This window comes from Duncaniella sp. C9 (assembly GCF_004803935.1).
GTDB classification, from domain to species: Bacteria; Bacteroidota; Bacteroidia; order Bacteroidales; family Muribaculaceae; genus Duncaniella; species Duncaniella muris.
This window is the reverse complement of record NZ_CP039547.1, coordinates 121,449-143,657: the sequence shown is the minus strand read 5'-3', so window position 1 is coordinate 143,657 and position 22,209 is coordinate 121,449. Positions and strand designations below refer to the sequence as shown.

The following is a 22,209-nucleotide window of genomic DNA, read 5'->3' as shown; positions in this document are numbered from 1 at the left end:
TTTTAAACGCTATTCACGCAGTCAAGGTTTAGGCGCAAAAAATAGACACAGTTTTCAGATGCCGCCGGTGTGGATTGCGGTCTGAAAACTGTGTCGGGAAAGCTCTTGAGTGTTTAACCCTGCGGCGGTGCAGGAAGCATTAGATTAAATCTATTTTCCAAGAGTGATTGCGTAATGGCTGACTTTGCTGAGGTCATTTCAGTTCGAAGGGAACTGTTGCACGGATGTCAGCAGACGAAGATCCGATATAGGCTTTGAATTTGCCGGGTTCGGCGCGCCAGCTTCCGGTTTTGTCGTCGTAGAATTTCAGATCATCGGGTTTGACGGTGAAGGTGACGGCTTTTTCTTCGCCCGGTTTCAGAGAAATCTTTTCGAATCCTTTGAGTTCCTTGAGCGGACGGAGCACAGAGGCTGATTCATCGCCGATGTAGAGCTGGACCACTTCTTTGCCTTCAACAGAGCCGGTGTTGCTGACTGGTATTGTTATGGTCAGGCTTTGGTCTCCGCTGATTGTCTTTGCTGAAGCCGATGCTTTGCCGTATTTGAAATCAGTGTAGCTCAGACCGTGGCCGAAGGGGTAGAAGGCGGGGATTTTCTTGGTGTCGTGCCAGCGGTAGCCTACAAGGATGTCTTCAAGGTATTCCTCGCGGATAGAGTCGCCGGGATAGGCGATGGCTCCGAAGCTGTGGGCGCCGTTGTCTTCAAGACGTGCAGGGAATGAGAATGGGAGTTTGCCTGAGGGGCTTACCTTGCCGCTGATGACGTTGGCGAGTGAGCGTCCGGCCATTGAGCCGAGATACCAGCCCTGGATGATTGCGGGCACTTCTTTTTCCCACGGCATTTCAACGGCGTTGCCTGAGAGGAGCACTACCACGAGGTCGGGATTGGCGGCGCTGAGTTCCTTTATGAGCTGAGGCTGTCCGAATGGCAGACCGTATTCCTGGCGGTCGCCGGCTTCGCAGTCCTGCTGGTGGTTCTTGTTGAGTCCGCCGATAAATATGACCACATCTGCATCTTTGGCCATAGCTACAGCCTGGGCACGCAGAGAGTCCTGCACGGCCTGGGGAATGTCTTCGACATGAGCATACATCGGGCGGCCTGCGCGATAGCCCTGTGCATATCTGACTTTATCGCCGTAGATAGCACGGAGGCCGTCAAGCGGAGTGAAGTTGTCTTTGACTTTGAGTTCGCTGGAGCCTCCGCCTTTCATGAGGTCGCGGGTGGCATTGTCGCCTACCACAAGGATTGATTTCACATCGGGGTTGAGCGGGAGGAGTTTCGGGCCTTTCTTGCCGACAGGAGCGTTTTTCAGCAGGACGATGCCTTCGTTGCCGATCTGCTCTGCTACGGCATAGTGCTCGTCGGTAGCTACAGAGCCGAAGGGCTTGTCACGCTTCATGGCAGTCAGGAAGTTAAGGCGGAGCATACGGCGCGCCTTGTCATCGATTGTCTCCATCGGCAATTCTCCTTTCTGGAGCATCTCGATGTAGGGGTTGGCAAGATAGTAGTCATCGGTTGTGAACTCTGACTCTGAAGTCAGGCCGTTTGTGTAGGATCCCATCTCAAGGTCGAGACCGTAGAGAGCTGCTTCACGGGTGTCATGTGCGCCGCCCCAGTCTGTGACAACCACACCTTTGTAGCCCCAGTCGTCTTTGAGAATCTTGTTGAGGAGCATTTCGTTGTGGCAGGCGTGCTGGCCGCGGATTTTGTTGTAGGAGCCCATGATGGTCCAGCTGTCACCGTCGATGACGGCGCTTTTGAACGCCGGAAGATAGATTTCGTGGAGTGCACGGTCTGAGAGGTTGACATCAATGTGGCCGCGCCATAGTTCCTGATTGTTGAGGGCGAAGTGCTTGACGCTTGCCGCAACGCCGTTCTGCTGCATGCCTTTGATGTAGGGGACCACGAGCACGGAAGCGAGATAGGGGTCTTCTCCCATGTATTCAAAGTTACGGCCGTTGAGCGGAGTGCGGTAGATGTTGACACCGGGGCCGAGCATCACGTCTTTTTCGCGATACAGGGCTTCTTCGCCGAGCGCGTTGCCATAGGCGAATGAAAGATCTGGATTCCATGTGGCGGCCAGGGCAGTGAGTGCCGGGAAGGCTGTTATGGAGTCGTTGGTGCGGTTTGAGTAGCCCCAGTCGTTCCAGTTTATTTCGGCTCGTACACCGTGAGGGCCGTCGCTCATCCAGAGGTCTGGTATGCCGAGGCGCGGCACACCGGCAGAGGAGAATTTGCCCTGGGCGTGGATCATATTTGCTTTTTCCTGAAGAGTCATGCGTGAAAGAGCGTCTTCCACACGTTCGTCCAGAGGTCTGGTTTCATCTTGATAGACAGGAATAGCTGCCCCTGCATTGACAAATGAGGCGGCTACTGCGAGAGTGAACAGTGAATTTCTCAGAATCATTTGTTTTTCAGAATGAATTTATGGTAGTGGTGAAAGGTTTCAGATCAGGTGATGTGGCGGTGACGCTTACCGGGCCTTCGGAGCCATTGTTCTGCACTATGAGCATGGCTTTGCCATAGAAGGCCTTGCGCTTGTTGTCCTTGAAGTGTTCGAGCGAGATGGGAGAGCCGTTATCGACTCCGGCATTGAAGCCGGCACCTTTGACGTCGAATGTCACCTGGTTTTCGGCCCAGGGGCAGAGGTTGCCGTCTTTGTCGAGGATTTCCACGAGGACATAGCTGAGGTCTTTGCCGTCGGCTTTGATTGATTGCCGGTCAGGTGTAAGGCGGATGCGGTAAGGAGAACCGGCGGTACGGATTTCACGGGTGGCCACGGTGCGGCCGTCTTTGCGGCTGACAGCCTTTACTGAGCCGGGCTGGAAGCTGACACGCCATGAGGCGTGATATTTCCCCGGTTCGGGTTTGCGGATGCCTTGCGACTCACCGTTGATGAAGAGTTCGACTTCATCGGCATTGTTGTAGTAGGCCCACATGTCAATTTCCTGTCCCGGCTGCCAGTTCCAGTGAGGGAAGAGGTGAAGCACAGTCTTGTCGGGGCGCCACTGCGACTGATACATATAATATATGTCCTTCGGGATGCCGGCAAGGTCTACAATGCCGAAGTAGGAACTGCGGGCCGGCCAGCCGAAGGGTGTCGGCTCTCCGAGGTAGTCGAATCCGGTCCAGATGAACTGACCGGCGATGAAGTCTTTTGAGTCCACATGGCCGAGTGTGCCTTCATGGGTATTGCCCCAGGGCGCGTGGCAGTTGTCATATGAAGAACAGGAGAATGTGCTGTCGCGGAATTCGATATCCCACCGCTTGGGCCAGATGTATAAACTGTCTGAGGGCATTCGGTAGTAGCCGCGAGTCATCAGTGCGGAGACGCTTTCGCTGATGATGAACGGTTTGTCAGGGAACCAGCCGGGGACGGAGTCAAACCAGTTGTCATGGTAGTTGTAGCCGATGATGTCAAGCGCACCTGAGCGGAACAGGTGGTTGCCGGGATCAGGTTCGTTGCAGCCGGCGGTGACCGGACGTGACGGATCGAGATCCTTGACCATTCCGGCAAGTTTCTTTGTGAGAAGTGAGTTGACGCTGAGGTTTTCACCCTCTTTGGCGAGGTTTTCTTTTCCGTGGCCGAAGTTGAGGATGAGGTTGGCCTGTTCGAGAGTGAGGGTGTCGGCTTTGGCGGAACTCCACTGTTCGAGCACTTCGTTTCCGATGCTGTAGATTATGACAGACGGGTGGTTTCTGTCGCGGACTATAAGATCGGTCAGATCTCTCTCATGCCAGTCAGGGAAGTAACGCGCATAGTCATGAGATGTCTTTTTCTTGCGCCACATGTCAAAGGTCTCGTCCATGACAAGGATACCCATGCGGTCGCACAGATCAAGCACTTCCGGGGCGGGAGGATTGTGTGAGGCTCTGTAGGCGTTGACTCCCATCTCTTTAAGAATTTCGAACTGGCGCTCTATGGCGCGGGTATTGACGGCCGCTCCGAGTGCTCCGAGGTCGTGGTGCATACAGACTCCATTGATCTTCATAGCTTTTCCGTTGAGAGAGAAGCCTGTTTTAGGATCGAAGCTGAAATATCTGAATCCGGTGGTCTGAAGATATGTGTCAAGCAGTTCGCCGGTCTTGGCATCGGAGATGAAAGTGGCGAGGGTGTAGAGATATGGATCTTCTGTTGACCAGAGATGGGGGTTTCTCAGATCGAGTTTTGCTGTGACCTCCGCAGATGCGTTTTTCCGGCTGAGACGCACAGTCCGCGGCTCGGTTTTGCCGATCATTTTTCCGGCGGCATCAATCAGAGCGGTATAGATGCTGATATTTCTGGTTTTCCGGGCATTGCTGACAATGTCGGTGCGGATTGTCACCGCCGCGATACTGTCTGTCACGTCGGCGTTTATCTGTTGTCCCCAGAGCGGAATGTGTATTTCATTGAGCGAGCGGAGCCAGACGTTGCGGTAGATGCCGCAACCGCTATACCAGCGCGAGTTTGGCTGTTCGGCGTTGTCGACACGCACAGCTATCACGTTTTTGCCGTCGGTTTTGAGATAAGGGGTGAGATCATAGCTGAACGATGCGTAGCCGTAAGGACGTGTGCCGAGTTCATGTCCGTTGATGAAGACGGTGGAGTTCATGTAGGCTCCGTCAAAGTCGATGAACGTCTTTTTGCCTTGCTGAGCAGGAGAGATGGTGAATGATTTGCGATACCATCCGATGCCGCCGGGCAGAGCGCCACCGCCGGTTCCGGACGGGTTGTCAATGTTGAAGTCGCCTTCGATGGCCCAGTCGTGCGGGAGCGAGAGATTCCGCCAGTTGGAATCATCGTAGTCCGGCGATGCCATTTCAGGAGCATCGCCGAGACTGAATTTCCAGCCATCGTTGAAGCTTTCAGCCCGTGGATCGGCTGCTGAAGCCGAAAAAATGGCCGCCCCGCCGAAGAGGGCGAGGCATGCCAATACAATCAAATTTACCTTAGATAACATGATCTATTGTGTGTTGGGCTTGTAGAGCACTTATAGTGGTACTTTAAAGTTTTACATTTTTAGCCTCTCCGTTGTAGGCCACAACCACACCTTTCTTGTCACGGCCATAGCCGACGGGTGTTTTCTCAGACACCTTGATGATGTTGAACTTGCGGTTGCGGAGCATGCCGGGATACTGGCCTGCGCGCTTGCCGATAGTGAGGGTTGAGGTTTCGTCGTTCCAGGAGAATGGGATCATGGCATACTGGCCCTTCTCGTAGTTGTAGTTGGTGTTTTCGTCTTCATAAAGGACGAATTTGCCGTCTTCTCCGGCATAGACGTAGAGATTGATCATGTCAGCCGGTTTTTCAGCAGACCACTGCATGGCCGGACCGAAGGGGATGATAGAGCCTGAGCGCACAAAGAGGGGGATGCGTTCGTAGGGGGCTGCGACTTTTAGAGTCTGGCCGCCGTTGATCTCCTTGCCGGTGTAGAAGTCATACCAGTCAGCTCCTTCGGGGAAGTAGACTTCGCGCGAAGTGGCGCCGTAGGTGTAGACGGGAGCTACGAGCAGCGAGGGACCGAACATGTACTGGTCGCCGATGTTGCGGGTTGCCTTGTCGGCGGTGAAGTCCATTACCATCGGGCGCATGATGGTGTAGTCATCGAAATGGGTCTTGGCTGCGAGTGAATAGATGTAGGGCATCAGGTCGTAACGCAGGTTGGTGTAGTAGACCACAGACTTGTAGGCGGGATGGTTTTCAGGAGCGATGTTGAAGATTTCGCGGTAGGGCCACTGGCCGTGGGCGCGGAACATGGGTGCGAATGCTCCGAACTGATACCAGCGGGTGTTGAGCTCACGCCATTCTTTCATGTCGGGTGTTTCACGGCCGGTTTTGTCGAATTCGGCAGCGGCGGCCACAAAGCGGTCTTCAACGCAGAATCCGCCGATGTCCATGCTCCACCAGGGTATGCCGGAGGCGGCAAAGTTAAGGCCTGCTGAGATCTGGGCTTTCATGTCTTCCCAGCGGGTGGCGATGTCACCGCTCCAGGTTGCTGTTGAATAGCGCTGCTGTCCGGCGAAACCGGAGCGGGTGAGAAGGAAGACGCGGTTGTCGTTGATGCCACGCTGTCCGTTATAGATGGCGTCGGCGTTCATCAGACCGTAAGCGTTGAAGTATTTTGTAGAGGGGCCGAGTGCGGTCGGGGTGATAAGGTCCTTGCGATACTGAAGGTCGGTACAGTCTCGGATGTTGGGTTCGGATGCGTCCATCCACCAGGCATCCATTCCGACAGGCACATAGTGGTCTTCGATCTGCTTCCAGAAGAGTTTGCGGGCATCGGGGCTGTAGGCATCATAGAATGAGCTGAGATAGCCGGGACCTACCCAGTCGCGGATGCTGTCTTTGACTGGGAGCTGATACATCCATCCGTTTTTGTCGAATTCCTTGTAGTGTTCGGTAGTTACATAGAATTTTGGCCATACGGAGATCATCACACGTCCGTTCATGTTGTGGATCGAGTCGACCATGCCTTTGGGATCGGGGAAGCGTTCGGGATCGAATTCGTGGCTACCCCATGAATCCTGCTTCCAGTGGAGCCAGTCGATAACTATGTTGTCGATGGGAATGCCGCGGCGGCGAAATTCCGCGAAAGTCGAGAGCACTTCATCTGATGTGTTGTATTTCTCGCGGCTTTGCCAGTAGCCCATGACCCATTTGGCCATCATGGGAGCTTTGCCTGTGAGGGTGCGGTAGCCGTGGATCACATCGTCCATGTCTTCGCCATAGATGAAGTAGTAGTCTATCTGGCTTTGCATTTCGCCCCACCAGCTCATCTGCATCTGTTCTTTGTCATCAACGGGAGAGTAGACTCTGAGGCCGCAATAGGCTACGGCGCCGTTGGGTTCCCACTGGATTTTTACGGGAACACGTTTGCCGGCTTCGAGGTTGACGGAGAATTTGTAGGAGTTGGGGTTCCAGGCGGTGCGCCAGCGTTCGGGGACAACTTCTTTGCCGTCAATGAATACTGACATGTAGCCTGAATAGTAGAGGATGAATTTGAATTCACCGCTTTCTGAGGGCTCGATTTCTCCTTCATAGGTCACGTGAGAGCCCTGATAGTTGAAATCCTGAGGCAGATTCACTACATGTTTGAGTTCTTTGCGGATGAGGTGTTCGAAGTAGATTGAGTCTTCGCGCTGCACGATGGTCGATTCTTCGGCTTTGGCGGGTACATAGGTTCCTGTCAGAGCGCCTTCCTTGCCGTCTTTATCGTAGAGTTTGAAAACCTGGCCGAGTTGTTTGTATGGTTCCGGATTTCCGAAGCGGCAGAGCGAATAGCTATCCCAGAGAATGCCGTAGTTGTCAGTGGAGACAATGAATGGCACTGAGACTTTGGTATTATACTGGAAAAGTTCTTCGTTTTTACCTTTATAGTTGAACTCGTCGCTCTGGTGTTGTCCGAGGCCGTAGATGCCTTCTTCCTTGTCAAGAGATTCGAATACCTGGCGTACGGTGTAGCCTTTGGTGCCTTCGACTTCGATTGGGGAGAATTCACGCCCGCCGTCGGCTTCGGCAACGATCAGGCGGCCGTCTTTGTTATAGAATTTGACATCGCCGGTTGAAAAAGATACTGTAGCGGTCAACTGAGAGGTTGAAAGCGATACGGTCGAGTCTGTTTCCGCGATGGTGTATTCTACATTGGCCCTGGGAGGAATGACCACAAGGCTTGTGTCTGATGAGAATTTTTTGTCGGGAGTTGCCGATACGCGGATGATCTTGTCGTCAATCACCTGCAGCCTTACCTTGCGGACTGAATTTTCTGTCTCGGCAGCGATGTTGACTGTGATCCCACGCTCTGATTTTTCATATCTGCCGGCCGCGCACGAGGCGAACAGCATGGCCGTTAATAATGAAGCGGTTATAGTTCTTGATTTCATGTATGAATTAGATATTTTCAGTTTTAAGGGAAGAAGATGGAGTAATGAATGAATAAATAAATAAGCATAGCCGCAGATGGAGGTCCGGTTCTCCGATCCGTGACTATGCAAAATTATAAATAACAATCGGTATAAACCGAAATCTATGTTGACCCTCTGTGGTCGGAATGATTTTGGACGGGGTGAAAATGTTAACTTATACGTGATAATTTGTTGCTTTGCCCTCTTTATCCTGATAAACAGAAGGCAGAACGCCAAATTCTTCCTTGAAATATTTGCTGAAGTATTTTGGATTGTTATAGCCGAGCTGGAAGGCAATTTCCGAGACGTTCAACTGGCTCTCGCGCAGCATCTGTGCCCCTCGTTTCAGGCGGATCAGGCGGATGAATTCAACCGGAGTCTTGCCGGTAGTGGCCTTTAGCTTTTTATATAGGTGCACGCGGCTCATGCCGAGGTGGCTGCTGAGTTCTTCAACCGACAGATCGGGTCGTTTGATGTTTGTCACGACATATTTGATGGCTTTTTCCACCATTTTTTCATCAAGAGGTGTGATTTTGATGGTGTCAGGTTCGGGGTTGATGAGCGAGCGCCCGTTTCCGCGATGGGAGAGCGAGATGAGTTTTTTCATCTTCAGCAGTAGCAGATCGATGTTGAAGGGCTTGGTTATGTAATCGTCGGCTCCGGTGGTCAGACCTTCGACTTTGGCGCCGATGTCGTGTTTGGCTGTCAGGATGATGACCGGTGTTGAGGCTAGATCCTGGTTGGACTTGAGCTTGCGGCAGAGTTCGAGGCCGTCGATTCCGGGCATCATAAGGTCAGTCAGTACGATTGCCGGTCTGATTGATTCGAGTAGCCGGAGTGCGGTGGCTCCGTCAGGTGCTGTCATGACGTGGAAGTCATGGCCGAGGCCATCGCGCAGGAATTCGATCATGTCGTGGCTGTCATCGACCACTAAGGCTGTCGGTTTGTCAGATGCTGCCGGATCATCTTGTTTTTCAACAGATGGCTGTTCTGTCTGTGCCTCAAGGATTTCGGTGTCAGGGAGAGAGACGGTTTCGCTGACAGGCGGGGTTGTTTCAGCGAGCGGGGTCTGCTTTATGAGTGGAATGCTGATTGTGAATATTGTTCCTCCTCCCGGATTGTCAGAGATCTCGATGGTGCCGTTGTGGAGCTTGATATACTCGTTTACCATGCTTAGTCCGATGCCGTTTCCGGTCATTGAACTGTCGTTTTTGGCATTGTCAGCCTGGAAGAAACGGTCGAACACATGAGGCTTGTCGCTGTCGCTGATGCCTATGCCTGTGTCTGAGACTTTGATGATGACTGAAGTCGGGGTGGTTGACAGTTCGGTTTTTACCTCTCCTCCTTCCGGGGTAAATTTGAATGCGTTGGACAGGAGGTTCATGATTGATTTATAGAGTTTGTCTTCATCAAACATGGCATTCAGTTCGGGAGTGGAGGAGGTGAATGTGAGGCGTATGTTTTTACGTTCGGAGAGGTTGGCGAAAGAATGGCAGACTCCGCGCACAAAGCCTACGATTTCGCCCTCAGACAGCTGTAGCGACAGGCCTGTGACTTCATTTTTCCTGAAATCAAGAAGCTGGTTTACAAGCAGGAGCAGACGCATGGCGTTGTTACGCATGAGGGTCAGACGTTTGAGCTGTTTTTCGTCTGTTGCTTCCTTGATCATGCTTTCGAGAGGGGAGACTATCAGTGTCAGCGGAGTGCGGAGTTCGTGGCTGACGTTTGTGTAGAACTTGAATTTCAGCTGGTTGATTTCCTCTTGCTTGACGAGAGCGTCTTCTTTACGCTTCTCGTTGAAGCGGCGGCGTTCGCGCAGTTTGATGTGGCGTATAAATGCGTAGACAAGCAGGCACAGTATAAGGGCATACAGTAGTTTGGCCCATACCGACAGCCAGAATGGCGGGTGCATTATGATGGTCAGTTCTGCGGCGCTTACACTTTCGTAACCGTCATTGTTGACGGCTTTTACAAGCAGCCGGTAGGTGCCGGGAGCCAGATTGGTGTAGCTTGCCATGTGGACTCCGGGTGGTGTGGTCATCCATTCGTCATCAAGGCCTTCAAGCTTGTGCTGATAGGTGGTTTTTTCGGGGAATATGTAGTTGTCAGTCGCAAATGTGACTGAAAATGATGAGTTGTCAGGCCAGAGTTCAAGTGTGCCGCCATGATTCGGCGATGATTTCAGCAATACATGACCTTTGACATTCTCTCCGACTCTGATGGTTTTTGATCCGACACTGATGTCTGAGAACATTACGTTTGGAAGTGCGCGGTTGTGACGGATGCTGTCAGGGTTGAATTCATTGAGACCGTAAAGGCTGCCTATGAATATCTGTCCCGAAGGGAGACGGCCGAAGGAGCGCTGGTTGAAGTCGCAGTTCTGCAGGCCGTCAGCTGAGTCATAGCGGTGTGTGGTGTATGAGAATTCTCCGGTTTTGTCATTGTATCTGACATTGAATTTTACGAGATTGCCGCCTTCGCTGGCCCAGACGTTTCCGTTGTTGTCGATCTGCAGGCCGAGAATGAAATCCGGAGTGGCCTTGTCTGGAGAAGTTTTTAGCGGGATTATCCGTTCTCTATGAGGGTCATAGATGTGCAGTCCGCGGGTTGAGGCTACCCATAGCAGATCGCGGGTGTCGTGGAGCAGGTCGTTGATCTTAAGTCCGTCAAGGAGGGGGATGCTGGAGAATTTTTCTTTTATGGGGTCGAATACGGCGACACCTGAGGAGGTGGCGATGTAGATGCGCCTCTCTCCTTCGCCATCGCGCGCGATATCAAGGATATAGTCCGAAAACAGATCGGAATTGGACATGTTGTATGATTTCACTTCGAGCGATTTCGGATCGAATCTGTAGAGTCCGTGACCGAGGGTTCCGATCCAGATTTTGCCGTCAGGGGCTTTGGCCAGCGCCCAGGTGTAGGCGTTGTCAAGGGTTGTTCCTGTGCTCAGAGTCTCTATTTTTCCGTTGCGGCATCGGCGCAGGCCGCGTGCAAAGGATCCGAAATAGAGTGTGCCGTCGGGCAGTTCGAGCATGGTGGTGATTGCCGGGTGCGAGCCGTTGTCAGTAAGGTAGGGGATCGGGGTGCGGCTGTTGGTCTGCGGATTCCATTTTATAATACCAGCGGCATCGGTGCCGATCCATACCGAGCCGTCGATCAGCGATGGATACAGGCAGTTGACATCAGGGAATGGTATCAGTTTGAATTTGTTTGCGCTTTCATTGTGATAATATATACCTTTTTTATATGTTCCGATCCATAGTGATCCGGCGTTGTCGTCATAAAGAGCGGTGACGGTGTTGCGTATGCCTGAGCTTACCGATGTGGTTACCGGAATGAAGCGGAAGCGGTCGTTTTCGCGCACCACTTTTTCGAGGCCGTTATGGTCGCGTGCTATCCAGCGGATTCCGGAGCTGTCGTGCATAAACGTCTTGACAACTTTTTGATTTCTGTCATCGGGGAGAAGGTGATTGGCCCAGGTGTGGCTGCGGGTGTCGTAGAGCCACAATTTTTCATTGCTGAAGATCCAGGCCAGGCCATCGTTGTCAGGCACGATGGTGTAGACAAAAGTAGTGCTTGGGTCGGTGTTCACCGCTATGAGAGAGTCGGTGCGGGTTACAAGCATTGATTGAGGGGAGATGAATTTTATGACGCCGTGGTTGTCGATGGTCATGACTTCGTCAGGGATGGAGACAATGTCTGTGATCTCGTCTCCGGCAAAGCTTTTGTCTTTCAGCAGCTCGGCTTTGCCTGATCCGGATTTGATCCGGTAGAGTCCTTCATTGTTGATGTGAATCCATGCATTTTTGCCGCTGTCGAAATGGATCTGTGAAGGTGCAGACTGCATATTGTATTCCTCAAAAATAGGCGAGAGGTCGGTCGACAGGCAGTCTGAAACCGGATCATAGATGAGATATGTTTTCCCGGAGCGGACCCACAGACGTCCTTTTCTGTCTTCCTGTATGTCGGTGATGTCTTCGTCATAGGAAATCATGACGGAGTCTTCGACGGCAGGAAGGTAGATCTTGAAGCCATAGCCGTTGTAACGGCAGAGCCCTGAAGATGTCCCGACCCATAGAAAGCCGTCTGAGTCACGGTGAAAGGCATTTATTTTGTTGTTTGCAAGACCGTTGGATGTGTCAAGATGTTTCAGCATGAACTCCTGGGCGGAGCCGAAAAGGAAACAAAGAGTCAGGCTTATGAGTAAGGGTAAACGCATGGCGTTAACATTTAAGGAGTATTTACATTCACAAAGTAAAATGATTTTCATGAAATATCCAAATCCACTGCGATTGCGGGTGGTGGAGTAACATTTGCGTCAATGATGTAAAGTGTTGAATGTTAGTCGTGAAAATTATCGATTAAAACATTTTAAGCTAATAAAGTTAACAAATAACTCCCGGATAGAACAGTTTTTATCCCATATAATGAGGGTAAAAAATTGGTGATTACGAAAGCAATCTTTACATTTGCTTACTTTTATTAGACTATCGCACTATCTTCTTACCTTAAAAACAAAGTTCTGCAATTGCTTCAAACCTGCATACAGCACTTTGCCTGACATACAATATATTTATAGGCCGAGCGCGGCCGCACACAAAGAGAGAATAACAAAATCAGCAAGACTAACCAGTAAAACTAAATCTATTCATCTAATGGGAAAAAACAATTTGGAACGATGCAAGTCTCTGCGTCTCTTCCGGACTGCCCTGCTGGCATTCTGCCTTCTGGCCGGAATGACCGCATCGGCCGCTCCTCTGACTGTATCAGGTACAGTCACCCAGGCTTCCGACGGTGAACCGCTTGTCGGAGTCAGTGTCCTCATCAAGGGCTCGTCGCAAGGCACATCGACGGACATTGACGGCAACTATACCCTTAAGGCCGACGAAGGCGCCACTCTCGTATTCTCCTATGTAGGTTTCACAACCCGCGAAATCAAAGTGACGTCAGAACGCATGGATGTCGCTCTCGTAGAAGACTCCGAAGTACTTGACGAAGTCGTAGTCGTGGGCTACGGCGTCCAGAAAAAGAAACTTGTCACCGGAGCTACCGCACAGATCAAGGGTGATGACATCGCCAAGATGAACACCACTTCTCCACTGCAGGCTATGCAGGGCCAGCTCCCAGGCGTAAACATCGCCAGTGAGTCAGGACAGCCCGGAGCAGCCATGAAAGTGACAATCCGCGGTCTTGGAACAACAGGCAATGCTCAGCCTCTTTACCTCATTGACGGTATCGGCGGTGACATCTCTACTCTGAACCCTGCCGACATCGAAAGCATCGACGTGCTGAAAGACGCTGCCTCGGCAGCCATCTATGGCGCGCAGGCAGCCAACGGCGTTGTGCTCATCACCACCCGCCAGGGCCGTGAAGGCAAAGCCAAAGTCACTTTCGACGGCTACTACGGCTGGCAGTCGGCTCCCCGCAAAGCCAAGATGCTCAACGCTCAGGAATATATGACTATCATGGACGAACAGCAGATCAACAGCGGTCTCGCTCCCTATGACTGGTCGTCGATCAGCAGCATCTGGCGCCGTGATGCCGATGGCAACCCTGTTTCGGTCTATGACACCGACTGGATGGATGCAATGTTCAAGGACAACGCCAAGACTCAGAGCTACACTCTCGGTGTGACAGGCGGCTCGGTAAATTCAACCTATGCCATGTCTCTCGGCTATATCAATCAGGAAGGTATCGTAGGTGGCAAAGATGCTTCGGACTACTCCCGCTACAACTTCCGTATCAATTCAGACCATAAACTCTTTGACGGCATCATCACTGTCGGCGAACAGGCAAGCTTCGTTTACGTCAACTCAATCGGCATCGGCGTGGGCAACCAGTATAACAACACCCTCCGCGGCGCGTTCTACACATCTCCGCTCGCACCTATATATAATGCCGACGGCGATTTCAACTCAACTGTCAATTCCGACTGGAACAAGGGCGACGGCAACCCCTATGGCAACATGATGCTGCTTAAGAACGACAACAAGAGCGCCACTTTCTCAGGAAATGTCTACGCCCAGATCGAACCGATCAAGAATCTCAAGGTGCGCACCGTGTTCGGCGCTGTCTACGGTGCTTCCGAATACCGCAGCTTCGAGCCGGTCTTCCAGTTCACCTCGACTGACACCTCCCACTCCTACACCAAAGTAGCCCAGAACAAGACCAACTCTCTCGGCATGACCTGGACCAACACCGCTACCTACGACTGGGACATCAAAGACCACCATTTCAACGCTCTCATCGGTATGGAAAGCTACCGTTACTCAGGTTCTTATCTTGAAGCCAAGCAGAGCCATCTCAAAGAAGGCTTCGATGACTGGAGCCACGCATGGATCAGCAACGGCACAGCTGCCTCTACTGCCGACGGCCTCAACGCCGCAGGCTATCCTCATGACGAGTCTCGTTCGGTCAGCTACTTCGGACGTATTGGCTGGAACTGGAAAGAAAAATACATGATCAACGCCACCGTGCGCCGCGACGGCTCTTCGAAGTTTGCCCGTGGCCACCGCTTCGGCACCTTCCCCTCTGTTTCGGCAGGCTGGAACATCTCCAACGAAAAATTCATGGAATCTACCCGCTCATGGCTCGACTTCCTCAAAATCCGTGCAAGCTGGGGCCGCGTAGGTAATCAGAATATCGACAACTACCAGTATCTCTCACCGATCAAAAACCTCTACGCCAACTACTTCTTCGGACAGTACATGGGACCAAACGGTGTCTACAACGGTGAATACAACTCCACCTGGGCCGACAACTGGGGCGCATACCCCGAACGTCTCGGCAACCTCGACATCACCTGGGAAACTTCCGAGCAGACCGACTTCGGTTTTGACGCCCGCCTCTTTAACAGCCGTCTTGCCGTAGCATTTGACTTCTACCTCAAAAACACAAAAGACTGGCTCGTTGTGGCTCCGATTCTTGCCACCGCAGGTACTGACGCTCCATTCATCAACGGTGGTAACGTGAAAAACACCGGTGTCGAATTCAATCTCACCTGGACCGACGTAATCGGCCGCGACTTCTCCTACAGTGTAGGTGTCAACGGCGCGTTCAACAAAAACAAAGTCGGCTCGATCCCCAACCAGGACGGTATCATTCACGGCAATGTCAATGAACTCTACAACAACACCCCTGAATTCTACCGTGCTGAAAACGGCAATCCAATAGGATACTTCTGGGGCTTCAAGACAGCAGGCATCTTTCAGAACCAGGAACAGATCAACCAGTGGCTTCAGGCCGGCAACGGTGTGCTTCAGGACAATGTGCAGCCCGGCGACGTGATCTTTGTCGACATCAACCGCGACGGTGTCATCAATGACAACGACAAAGTCAACCTCGGCAATGGCATGCCCAAGTTCACCTACGGCTTCAACATCAATCTCTACTACAAGAACTTCGATCTCGGCCTTGTCGCCACAGGTGCCGCCGGTCAGAAGATCGTGCAGAGCTACCGCAGCTGGGACAGTCAGCAGGCCAACTACACCACCCGTATCCTCGGCCGCTGGACAGGCGAAGGAACATCCAACAAAATTCCGCGTGTGACCAACCAGAACATCAACTGGCAGTTCTCCGACCTCTATGTGCAGGATGGCGATTTCCTCCGTCTCTCGAACCTCACCTTCGGCTACAACTTCGCTCCCCTCATGAAGCAGAAATGGTGCAGCAACGCCCGCCTCTACTTCCAGGTACAGAACCTCTACACATTCACCAAATATGACGGAATGGACCCGGAAATCGGTTATGGCACCCAGGCATGGGTATCAGGCGTAGACCTCGGCTACTATCCGCGTCCGCGCACATTCCTCTTCGGTGTGAACCTCGCGTTCTAAATTCACTTTCTTATAAAGTTTAGATCTATACAAATGAATAAATTTAAAGTCAACATACTCGCACTCGGTGTTGTCGGGCTGCTCGGCATGAGCTCATGCTCAGAAAGCTTCCTCGATGTAAATTCGATGACAAATTCCAATACCGACAATTTCTATAAGACCGAAGCCGATGCATGGCGCGCGCTGATCGGCTGCTACAACGGCTGGCGTCAGACTTCAACCGCTCCCGGCATAGGCTTCTACGTAGCCTCCACCGTCATGGGCGATGAATGCTACGGAGGCACAGGCAACTCCGATGCCCGCAACTATCAGGTCATCGACCGTTTTGACCAGAGCGAATCGCCCGCCGATCTCCAGATGTATGCACAGGATTGGAAAATGTACTATCAGGGAGTCTACCGCTGCAATGAGCTTATAACCCGTGAAGATCAGATCAAGTGGAAAGACAAAGACTCGAACCGCGGTCTCTACATGGGCGAATGTCATGCTCTCCGAGCCTTCCTCTATTTTGACATGGTACGTCTCTGGGGCAACATACCTCTGTTTCTCGAACCCGTCAATGAAAACCGCAGTCAGGCCGATCCCGCAGAAGTCTATGCTGCTATTTTCGAAGATCTCAAATATGCGATCGCCAATATTCCCGGTGATGCAAATCTTGAAAAATCACAGTTCGGCCGTATCACAAAATATGCCGCAGAGGCAATCCTTGCCCGTGCCTACCTTTATTATACAGGCTATTACGGACAGGAACCCGGTTTCACCAATGAATCCGGCGAAACCACAGGCGTTGTCACAAAGGCGGAAGCCCTTGCAGCTGTCGAAGATGTCATTGCCAGCGGCAACTACGAACTTCTGGACTCATACAAAGACTTCTGGCCGGCATCATCGCTCGTAGCCAATACAACCTCAGCCGGATGGAACGAAGCAGCCTCCACTTACGCAGGCGATGCCAACTCAGAGGTAGTGCTCAGCATGAACTTCACTCCGATGGCCTCATATGCTACCGAAGGATCGGGATCGGCTGACGGCAACCGCTGGCAGGTGATGATGGGTATGCGTAGCCCGCTCAGCGTGGTTCCCTACTACTGCGGCTGGGGCGCATGCACCGTGATTCCCTCATTCATCAATTCCATCTATGATGCTGCCGATCCCCGTCGCACAGCAGGCGTGATTGATATTGCAGGCGAAGGCATCGGATCAGACGCAAACTTCAAACCGTCATATAATGACTGGCGTGAATATACGGGATATACCGTTAAAAAATATTCACCCATCGCTTTCTATCAGCTCGAAAACGGAGCTCTGGTCATAAAAAATGCTAATATGTCTACCGGAGCCGGTGATATGCAGATCAATAACTGTCAGCCGTACAATATTATACGCTATGCCGACGTTCTTCTGATGGCAGCCGAACTCGGCTCGCCTCAAGCTGCAACCTACATGCACCGCATTCGTTCGCGCGCCGGACTTTCAGACATCCCTGTCAATAAAGAAAACATCATGGCGGAACGTGCCCGTGAACTTGCCTTTGAAGGCATCCGTTACTGGGATCTCCTGCGTCAGGGAGTTGAAGTGATGGCTGATGCAGTTGTAGCCAGTGCCGGTTCCGTACAGAATGGCGGATCTCCCGCTCAGGTTTCATACAACCGCAACAAGATCATTGCCACAAAGGGTCTTTCGCAGATTCCCAACGATCAGATTATTCTTTCAAACGGTGTGCTTAAGCAGAACCCAGGTTGGGCTGATTGACCTTAAGGAAACACACAGTTATTATATTATTATTTTCTGAAAAACATGAAGCATAAGTTTTTTTATTCATTTCTTGCAGGCGTGGCTCTGATGTTTTCTTCCACTGCCTGTACGCCGGAAGATGAATCCCTTCCCGCTCCTGATCTGACGGCTGCGGATCTCGTGGAAGGCAAAGCATACACAATTGAAATCGACCAGGCTACTAACAAGGTTAAAATGAAAAGCCTCCTTGGAAGCCGCTACGTCACAAGCTGGATTCATCCGCAGGGCATAGAGCGCAAAACCTCTACAGAAGCCAACATCCCCTTTGCCGGTGATTATGAAATCCGTTTCGGCGTAATGACCCGTGGCGGCATAGTCTATGGCGAACCCTATCGTTTCACACTCGAAAATACCAACGGTGACCTGCTGACAGACCCTCTCTGGACATACCTCACCGGTGGGGCCGACCAGTCAAAAACATGGGAGCTGGACACCAAAAACCTTGATTTAGGCGCGTTCACATTCATGTGCGCTCCGATGGGATGGGACAAATTTACCGACGGCAAAACATATACCGAGGCCGATTATCCCTCATATGCCGAAGATGGTGTCGATGACCCCAACTGGGTATGGCAGGCCGGTGCTCCTGACTGGCTGTTTGGCGATGCCGCCACTACCACAGCTACCATCGAGTCTATCCACGAACTCACGTTCGATCTCATCAATGGCGCAAATCTGACTGTCAACGGCCAGACAAAAGCGTTCGTCATGGACCCTGATAGAAAAACTATCACTATGCCTGCCGGATTGAACTGGCTTGGCGACCGCATTGGTGACTCGTATTTTGTCGACATGGTTAATATCGAACTGGTCAAACTCAACGAACACGTTCTCGGTCTCAAACTCATCCGTAACGACGGCAAAGGAGGCAACAAGGATCAGCGCATGGTTCTCTGCTTCGTTGAAAAAGGCTGGGACGGCGAGTGGCCTGTCACCGGACCGTCTCTGTCGACAGTTCCACCGGTTCTTCCTGAGTACAAGGATCTTGCCACGGATCTCTTCACCATTATCGGCGATGATGCTTCTTATCACGCAACCGCTGTCACATATCTCCTTGATTCTGAACAGCCCTATTGTCTTATGGAATGGGACGGTACAGTGAAGAACGGTGAAGGCAAGATTGAAGGTGCATGGAAAAAACTCTCTGAACTCTATGGCACTCCCGCCTGTCCGGCTTTCTCTGATGACGAATTCGTAATGACAATGAATCGCTACACCGGCTACAAAGAGGATTCTGACGGCAAATTCAGCATCCCTTACAATGCCTACGGACTTGCTATTGAAGAACGCCTGGCGCAGACTGAATTCACCATTGAAGGCAACAAGATCGTGTTTGCACGGGAAGTGACACTTCTCGCCACTACTCCTGATCCCGTCAAGGGCAAAGAATTCACAGTCTTTGAATGTAACCCTGAAAACGGCACCCTCGTTATCGGTGTTCCCGTGGCTAAGGATGAAAACGGTGTCGCCAACCGCTATGTCTGTGCCAATCTGACTGTCAAGCCTCTTGGCGGTGGCCAGGCAGGTCCGACTGTTATTGCTGTAAATCCTGAATATCTTAACTGCTACATCCAGGATGGCCACCACTATCGTCTGGAAGTCTACAACGCATTCTATGATGCCGATGGCCTCTATCCTGTTGATGTGACCAAACTCCGTCTCAAGAAAGGACAGACCATCAAGCTTGCATTCCGCCTCCCCGGCATCACCTGGACTGACGGAGCTGACCCCAAAGTAGTCTTCGGCCATAACTTCGATGACCTGGCTGCTTTCAACTGGGATTCAAATGACGCAGGTGTGTTCAGTAATCCGTCTGTTTCCCTCAACAAGGACGGTGTGACCGAAATCAGCCTGACCAATACCACCTCCGGAACTCTGAAGTTTGAGGGCACAAGCTGCTTCTCAATCTGCATACAGCAGAAGGGTCTTGTAGTGTCACCGCTTGACGCCGACGGAAATCTTGACGCAACTGTGGTCAAGCCCGAAATCGTTTCGCTGACAATTGAATAAACCATGAAACAAGGAAAATTTTAACATGAAAACCAAAATATTTCTCTGTGCGTCGCTCATGCTCGGCCTTTCCTTGGCTTCCTGCAATGACGATGACAATTATTTCATCTCGACGGACCCCGTTATAGACCAGTCATCGGTCACAACCGGTTCCTCTGATGTGACGGCCAACAGCGCAACCCTCCACGGAACGGTGGAGGGCCTGGCCGACAAGTCTGCTGCATTCTACTCTGTAGGATTCTACTATGGCGAGGATCAGAACAGTCTGACAAACCGCATTGACGGTGTGCTTGACAAAAACGTCGTGACAGCCACTGTCGATGGCCTTGAGACCGGCAAGACATACTATTATCAGGTGTTTGTATCTCTCAAGGGCCAGGTTTCATTCCAGGGCGAAGTCAAGTCATTCGTGACCACCAGCGCCACCGTTGTCACGGACAATGTACAGACCGTTGATTTCGCATCAGCCACTATGGGCGGAGCCGTTACCGAAGCACCTGAAGGTGCCACAGTGGGTGTGGTTATATCTGCTGATCCTGATGTGGAGAAAGTCCGTGCAGGTCTCATTGTTCCCGCTGCGGAGCAGGCTGCCGCATTCTCTGTCGAAAAATCAGGCTTCGTTCCCGGAACCAAATATTACTATGCCGCTTATCTCGATCTTGGCGCAGGTGTCATCTACGGCGACGTGAAAGAATTCACCACTGACGCAAAGACCTTTGATGCCGATGCCGATTTCGTAGACCTCGGTCTCTCTGTCAAATGGGCAAAAAGCAATTTTGGCGCGAAATCAGAGTCTGACTTCGGAGGCCTCTTCGGCTTTGGAGATCTTTCAGGTGTCAATACATCGTATCTCCCCGAAGACTATGCTTCAGGCGACATCTATCGCACCAAGCAGGACCTCGCATGGAACGTGACTGGAGGTGTCGGAACACTTCCCTCTTACCAGGACTATGAGGAACTTTTTGCAAAATGTACAGCCGAATGGACTGAAGTTGAGGGCGTAGCCGGCTACAGACTGACCGGCCCCAACGGAAACTCCATCTTCCTTCCCGCTGCCGGCACTCGTACAGTCAGTGATATCAGCTCTCAGGGCACAGCAGGTTACTATGCCACAGGCTCTGTAAACAATGGCGATTTCTACTATGCCTATCAGTTCTCGTTGTCCAACAGAGCCCGCGCCTCTCTTCCTGTCTATCAGGCGGCAGCAGTCCGTGCCATTTCAACTGCCCGCAACATTCCGTTTGACAAGACAAAACTCTATGGCAAATGGTACATGGAAAACGGCCAGGACGGCAAACTCCACGTGTTTGAAGGTCCCTTCACCCAGTTTGGCGTAACTGACAACTGGAACACCATCACCAACAATCATCCCAATGTCGAACAGCAGATCGGATGGGAAATGGGAACCAACAACGGCTGGATCGGCTACACTTACGGCAAGGACTATGGCTACATGGAATTTCTTGAAGACGGAACCGTCAGCATCCATCGTATCGCCGAGGACGGAACAGTTACCGACGAGACCGGCCACTACACTATTGACGAAAAGAACGTTGTCCTTAACATTGACATTGACATTCTTTGCGGCAACACCTGGCTTGCCAACAAATCGGGAAGCCTAAAGATCCTCGCTCTTGACAATGACGGACTCCGCATCGCCATCCCTGACGGAGACTACGGCTATGCAGTCAACTACTACAGTGAACGCAAACTGGAGTTCGATGACGCCATTCCGGTCAACTTCCAGTGTGTAGGCGGTGACTGGAACGGTGAATGGGGGGCGATCTGCGACCGCATTGATGCCGAAAAACTCGAAGGCAAACACACCGTGACCTATAACGGCACCGTCAATGGCGCTATGGTATTCAACATCGACTTCCAGAACCTTGTTGCAAAATATCCGACAGCCATCGTCTATATCAACGATATACGTTGTGACGGCAAGTCAATAAAATTTGATGCCAACAGATTCTTCTATGGCGACATTGAAGACAACGGCAACTACCGCATTGAGCTCTTCAACATCTGGGGCAAGGGCCAGCAGGGCGGCAAGGTTGTGGGAAGTCCTTTCAGTGCAGCCACAAATCTGGAAAGCGAGCCTGCATTCCAGGTTTCATCTGAACTTGAGATAGACTACACAATTAATCTCAGCCCCGCCTACTACACTCCGGGTCTTATCACAATCAATCCCTCATGGGGTGGTGACTGGACCGGTCCGAATGACGGATCGTTCACCGTTGTAGTTGACGAAAATTCAAAAATTGCCGCAAGCAAGAAGAATTTTGTCATCACTCTCAACTCCACAGACCATGCCGACGGATCGATAATGACATTTGTCAACACCGAGCAGCTGTATAAGGACTTCCCAGGCACCCACATGACTCTTACATCGCTTGAACTTGACGGCAACGCAGTAACCGGCTGGGATTCTGCCAAAGTTCTTAACTCTGATGACGGTGACAAGCATCGTCTTGAACTTTGGAACACCTATGGAATCACTGCATCTTCAGGCTGTGCCTTCGGCACACCCGTTCAGAGCGGTGGCGAGATGAAGATCGTGGAACTCGGATTCTCGAATTCGATGAGTGTAGGCTTCACCGTTGACAGACTGTTCCCGATTGTTGAATGGTGATTTTCAAATAACAGAAATAAAATTTATAGAGAAGTCCGGTGAGGCTTCAGTCCGGCCGGA

Annotated in this window: 8 protein-coding genes; 4 read left to right on the top strand and 4 right to left on the bottom strand. The window is 51.6% G+C overall.

Annotated elements, in window-relative coordinates; translation table 11 throughout:
- Positions 1-193: 193 nt before the first annotated feature.
- From E7745_RS00610 to E7745_RS00595, 4 genes are all read right to left on the bottom strand, one after another.
- Positions 194-2,407 carry a glycoside hydrolase family 3 C-terminal domain-containing protein gene (locus tag E7745_RS00610; protein ID WP_168181939.1) on the bottom strand — a complete coding sequence of 738 codons (2,214 nt, stop codon included), beginning with the start codon at positions 2,405-2,407 and terminating at the stop codon, positions 194-196.
- Between the two features lie 7 nt (positions 2,408-2,414).
- Positions 2,415-4,940, bottom strand: coding sequence for a glycoside hydrolase family 2 TIM barrel-domain containing protein (locus E7745_RS00605; RefSeq protein ID WP_123398265.1), 2,526 nt, complete (start codon positions 4,938-4,940; stop codon positions 2,415-2,417).
- Between the two features lie 43 nt (positions 4,941-4,983).
- Positions 4,984-7,860 carry a TIM-barrel domain-containing protein gene (locus E7745_RS00600; RefSeq protein ID WP_123398264.1) on the bottom strand — a complete coding sequence of 959 codons (2,877 nt, stop codon included), beginning with the start codon at positions 7,858-7,860 and terminating at the stop codon, positions 4,984-4,986.
- Between the two features lie 196 nt (positions 7,861-8,056).
- On the bottom strand, positions 8,057-12,100 hold the full coding sequence (locus E7745_RS00595) for a hybrid sensor histidine kinase/response regulator transcription factor (protein ID WP_168181937.1): 4,044 nt from the start codon (positions 12,098-12,100) through the stop codon (positions 8,057-8,059).
- A gap of 436 nt (positions 12,101-12,536) precedes the next feature.
- Here E7745_RS00595 and E7745_RS00590 point away from each other — a divergent pair, with 436 nt between their 5' ends.
- Genes E7745_RS00590 through E7745_RS00575 form a run of 4 tightly spaced genes read left to right on the top strand, consistent with a single transcriptional unit; the run spans position 12,537 to position 22,149 of the window.
- Complete coding sequence (locus E7745_RS00590; RefSeq protein WP_107031649.1) at positions 12,537-15,716, top strand: TonB-dependent receptor; 3,180 nt, start codon at positions 12,537-12,539, stop codon at positions 15,714-15,716.
- A gap of 33 nt (positions 15,717-15,749) precedes the next feature.
- A complete protein-coding gene (locus tag E7745_RS00585; protein WP_136408078.1) occupies positions 15,750-17,465 on the top strand; it encodes a RagB/SusD family nutrient uptake outer membrane protein in 1,716 nt (571 codons plus the stop codon).
- A gap of 45 nt (positions 17,466-17,510) precedes the next feature.
- Complete coding sequence (locus tag E7745_RS00580; RefSeq protein ID WP_136408077.1) at positions 17,511-19,517, top strand: hypothetical protein; 2,007 nt, start codon at positions 17,511-17,513, stop codon at positions 19,515-19,517.
- Positions 19,518-19,542: 25 nt separating this feature from the next.
- A complete protein-coding gene (locus tag E7745_RS00575; RefSeq protein ID WP_136408076.1) occupies positions 19,543-22,149 on the top strand; it encodes a hypothetical protein in 2,607 nt (868 codons plus the stop codon).
- Positions 22,150-22,209 lie beyond the last annotated feature (60 nt).

Coding starts and splice junctions, on each gene's coding strand:
- E7745_RS00610 (WP_168181939.1), bottom strand. CDS start 2,407: ATGATTCTGAGAAATTCACTGTTCACTCTCGCAGTAGCCGCCTCATTT.
- E7745_RS00605 (WP_123398265.1), bottom strand. CDS start 4,940: ATGTTATCTAAGGTAAATTTGATTGTATTGGCATGCCTCGCCCTCTTC.
- E7745_RS00600 (WP_123398264.1), bottom strand. CDS start 7,860: ATGAAATCAAGAACTATAACCGCTTCATTATTAACGGCCATGCTGTTC.
- E7745_RS00595 (WP_168181937.1), bottom strand. CDS start 12,100: ATGCGTTTACCCTTACTCATAAGCCTGACTCTTTGTTTCCTTTTCGGC.
- E7745_RS00590 (WP_107031649.1), top strand. CDS start 12,537: ATGGGAAAAAACAATTTGGAACGATGCAAGTCTCTGCGTCTCTTCCGG.
- E7745_RS00585 (WP_136408078.1), top strand. CDS start 15,750: ATGAATAAATTTAAAGTCAACATACTCGCACTCGGTGTTGTCGGGCTG.
- E7745_RS00580 (WP_136408077.1), top strand. CDS start 17,511: ATGAAGCATAAGTTTTTTTATTCATTTCTTGCAGGCGTGGCTCTGATG.
- E7745_RS00575 (WP_136408076.1), top strand. CDS start 19,543: ATGAAAACCAAAATATTTCTCTGTGCGTCGCTCATGCTCGGCCTTTCC.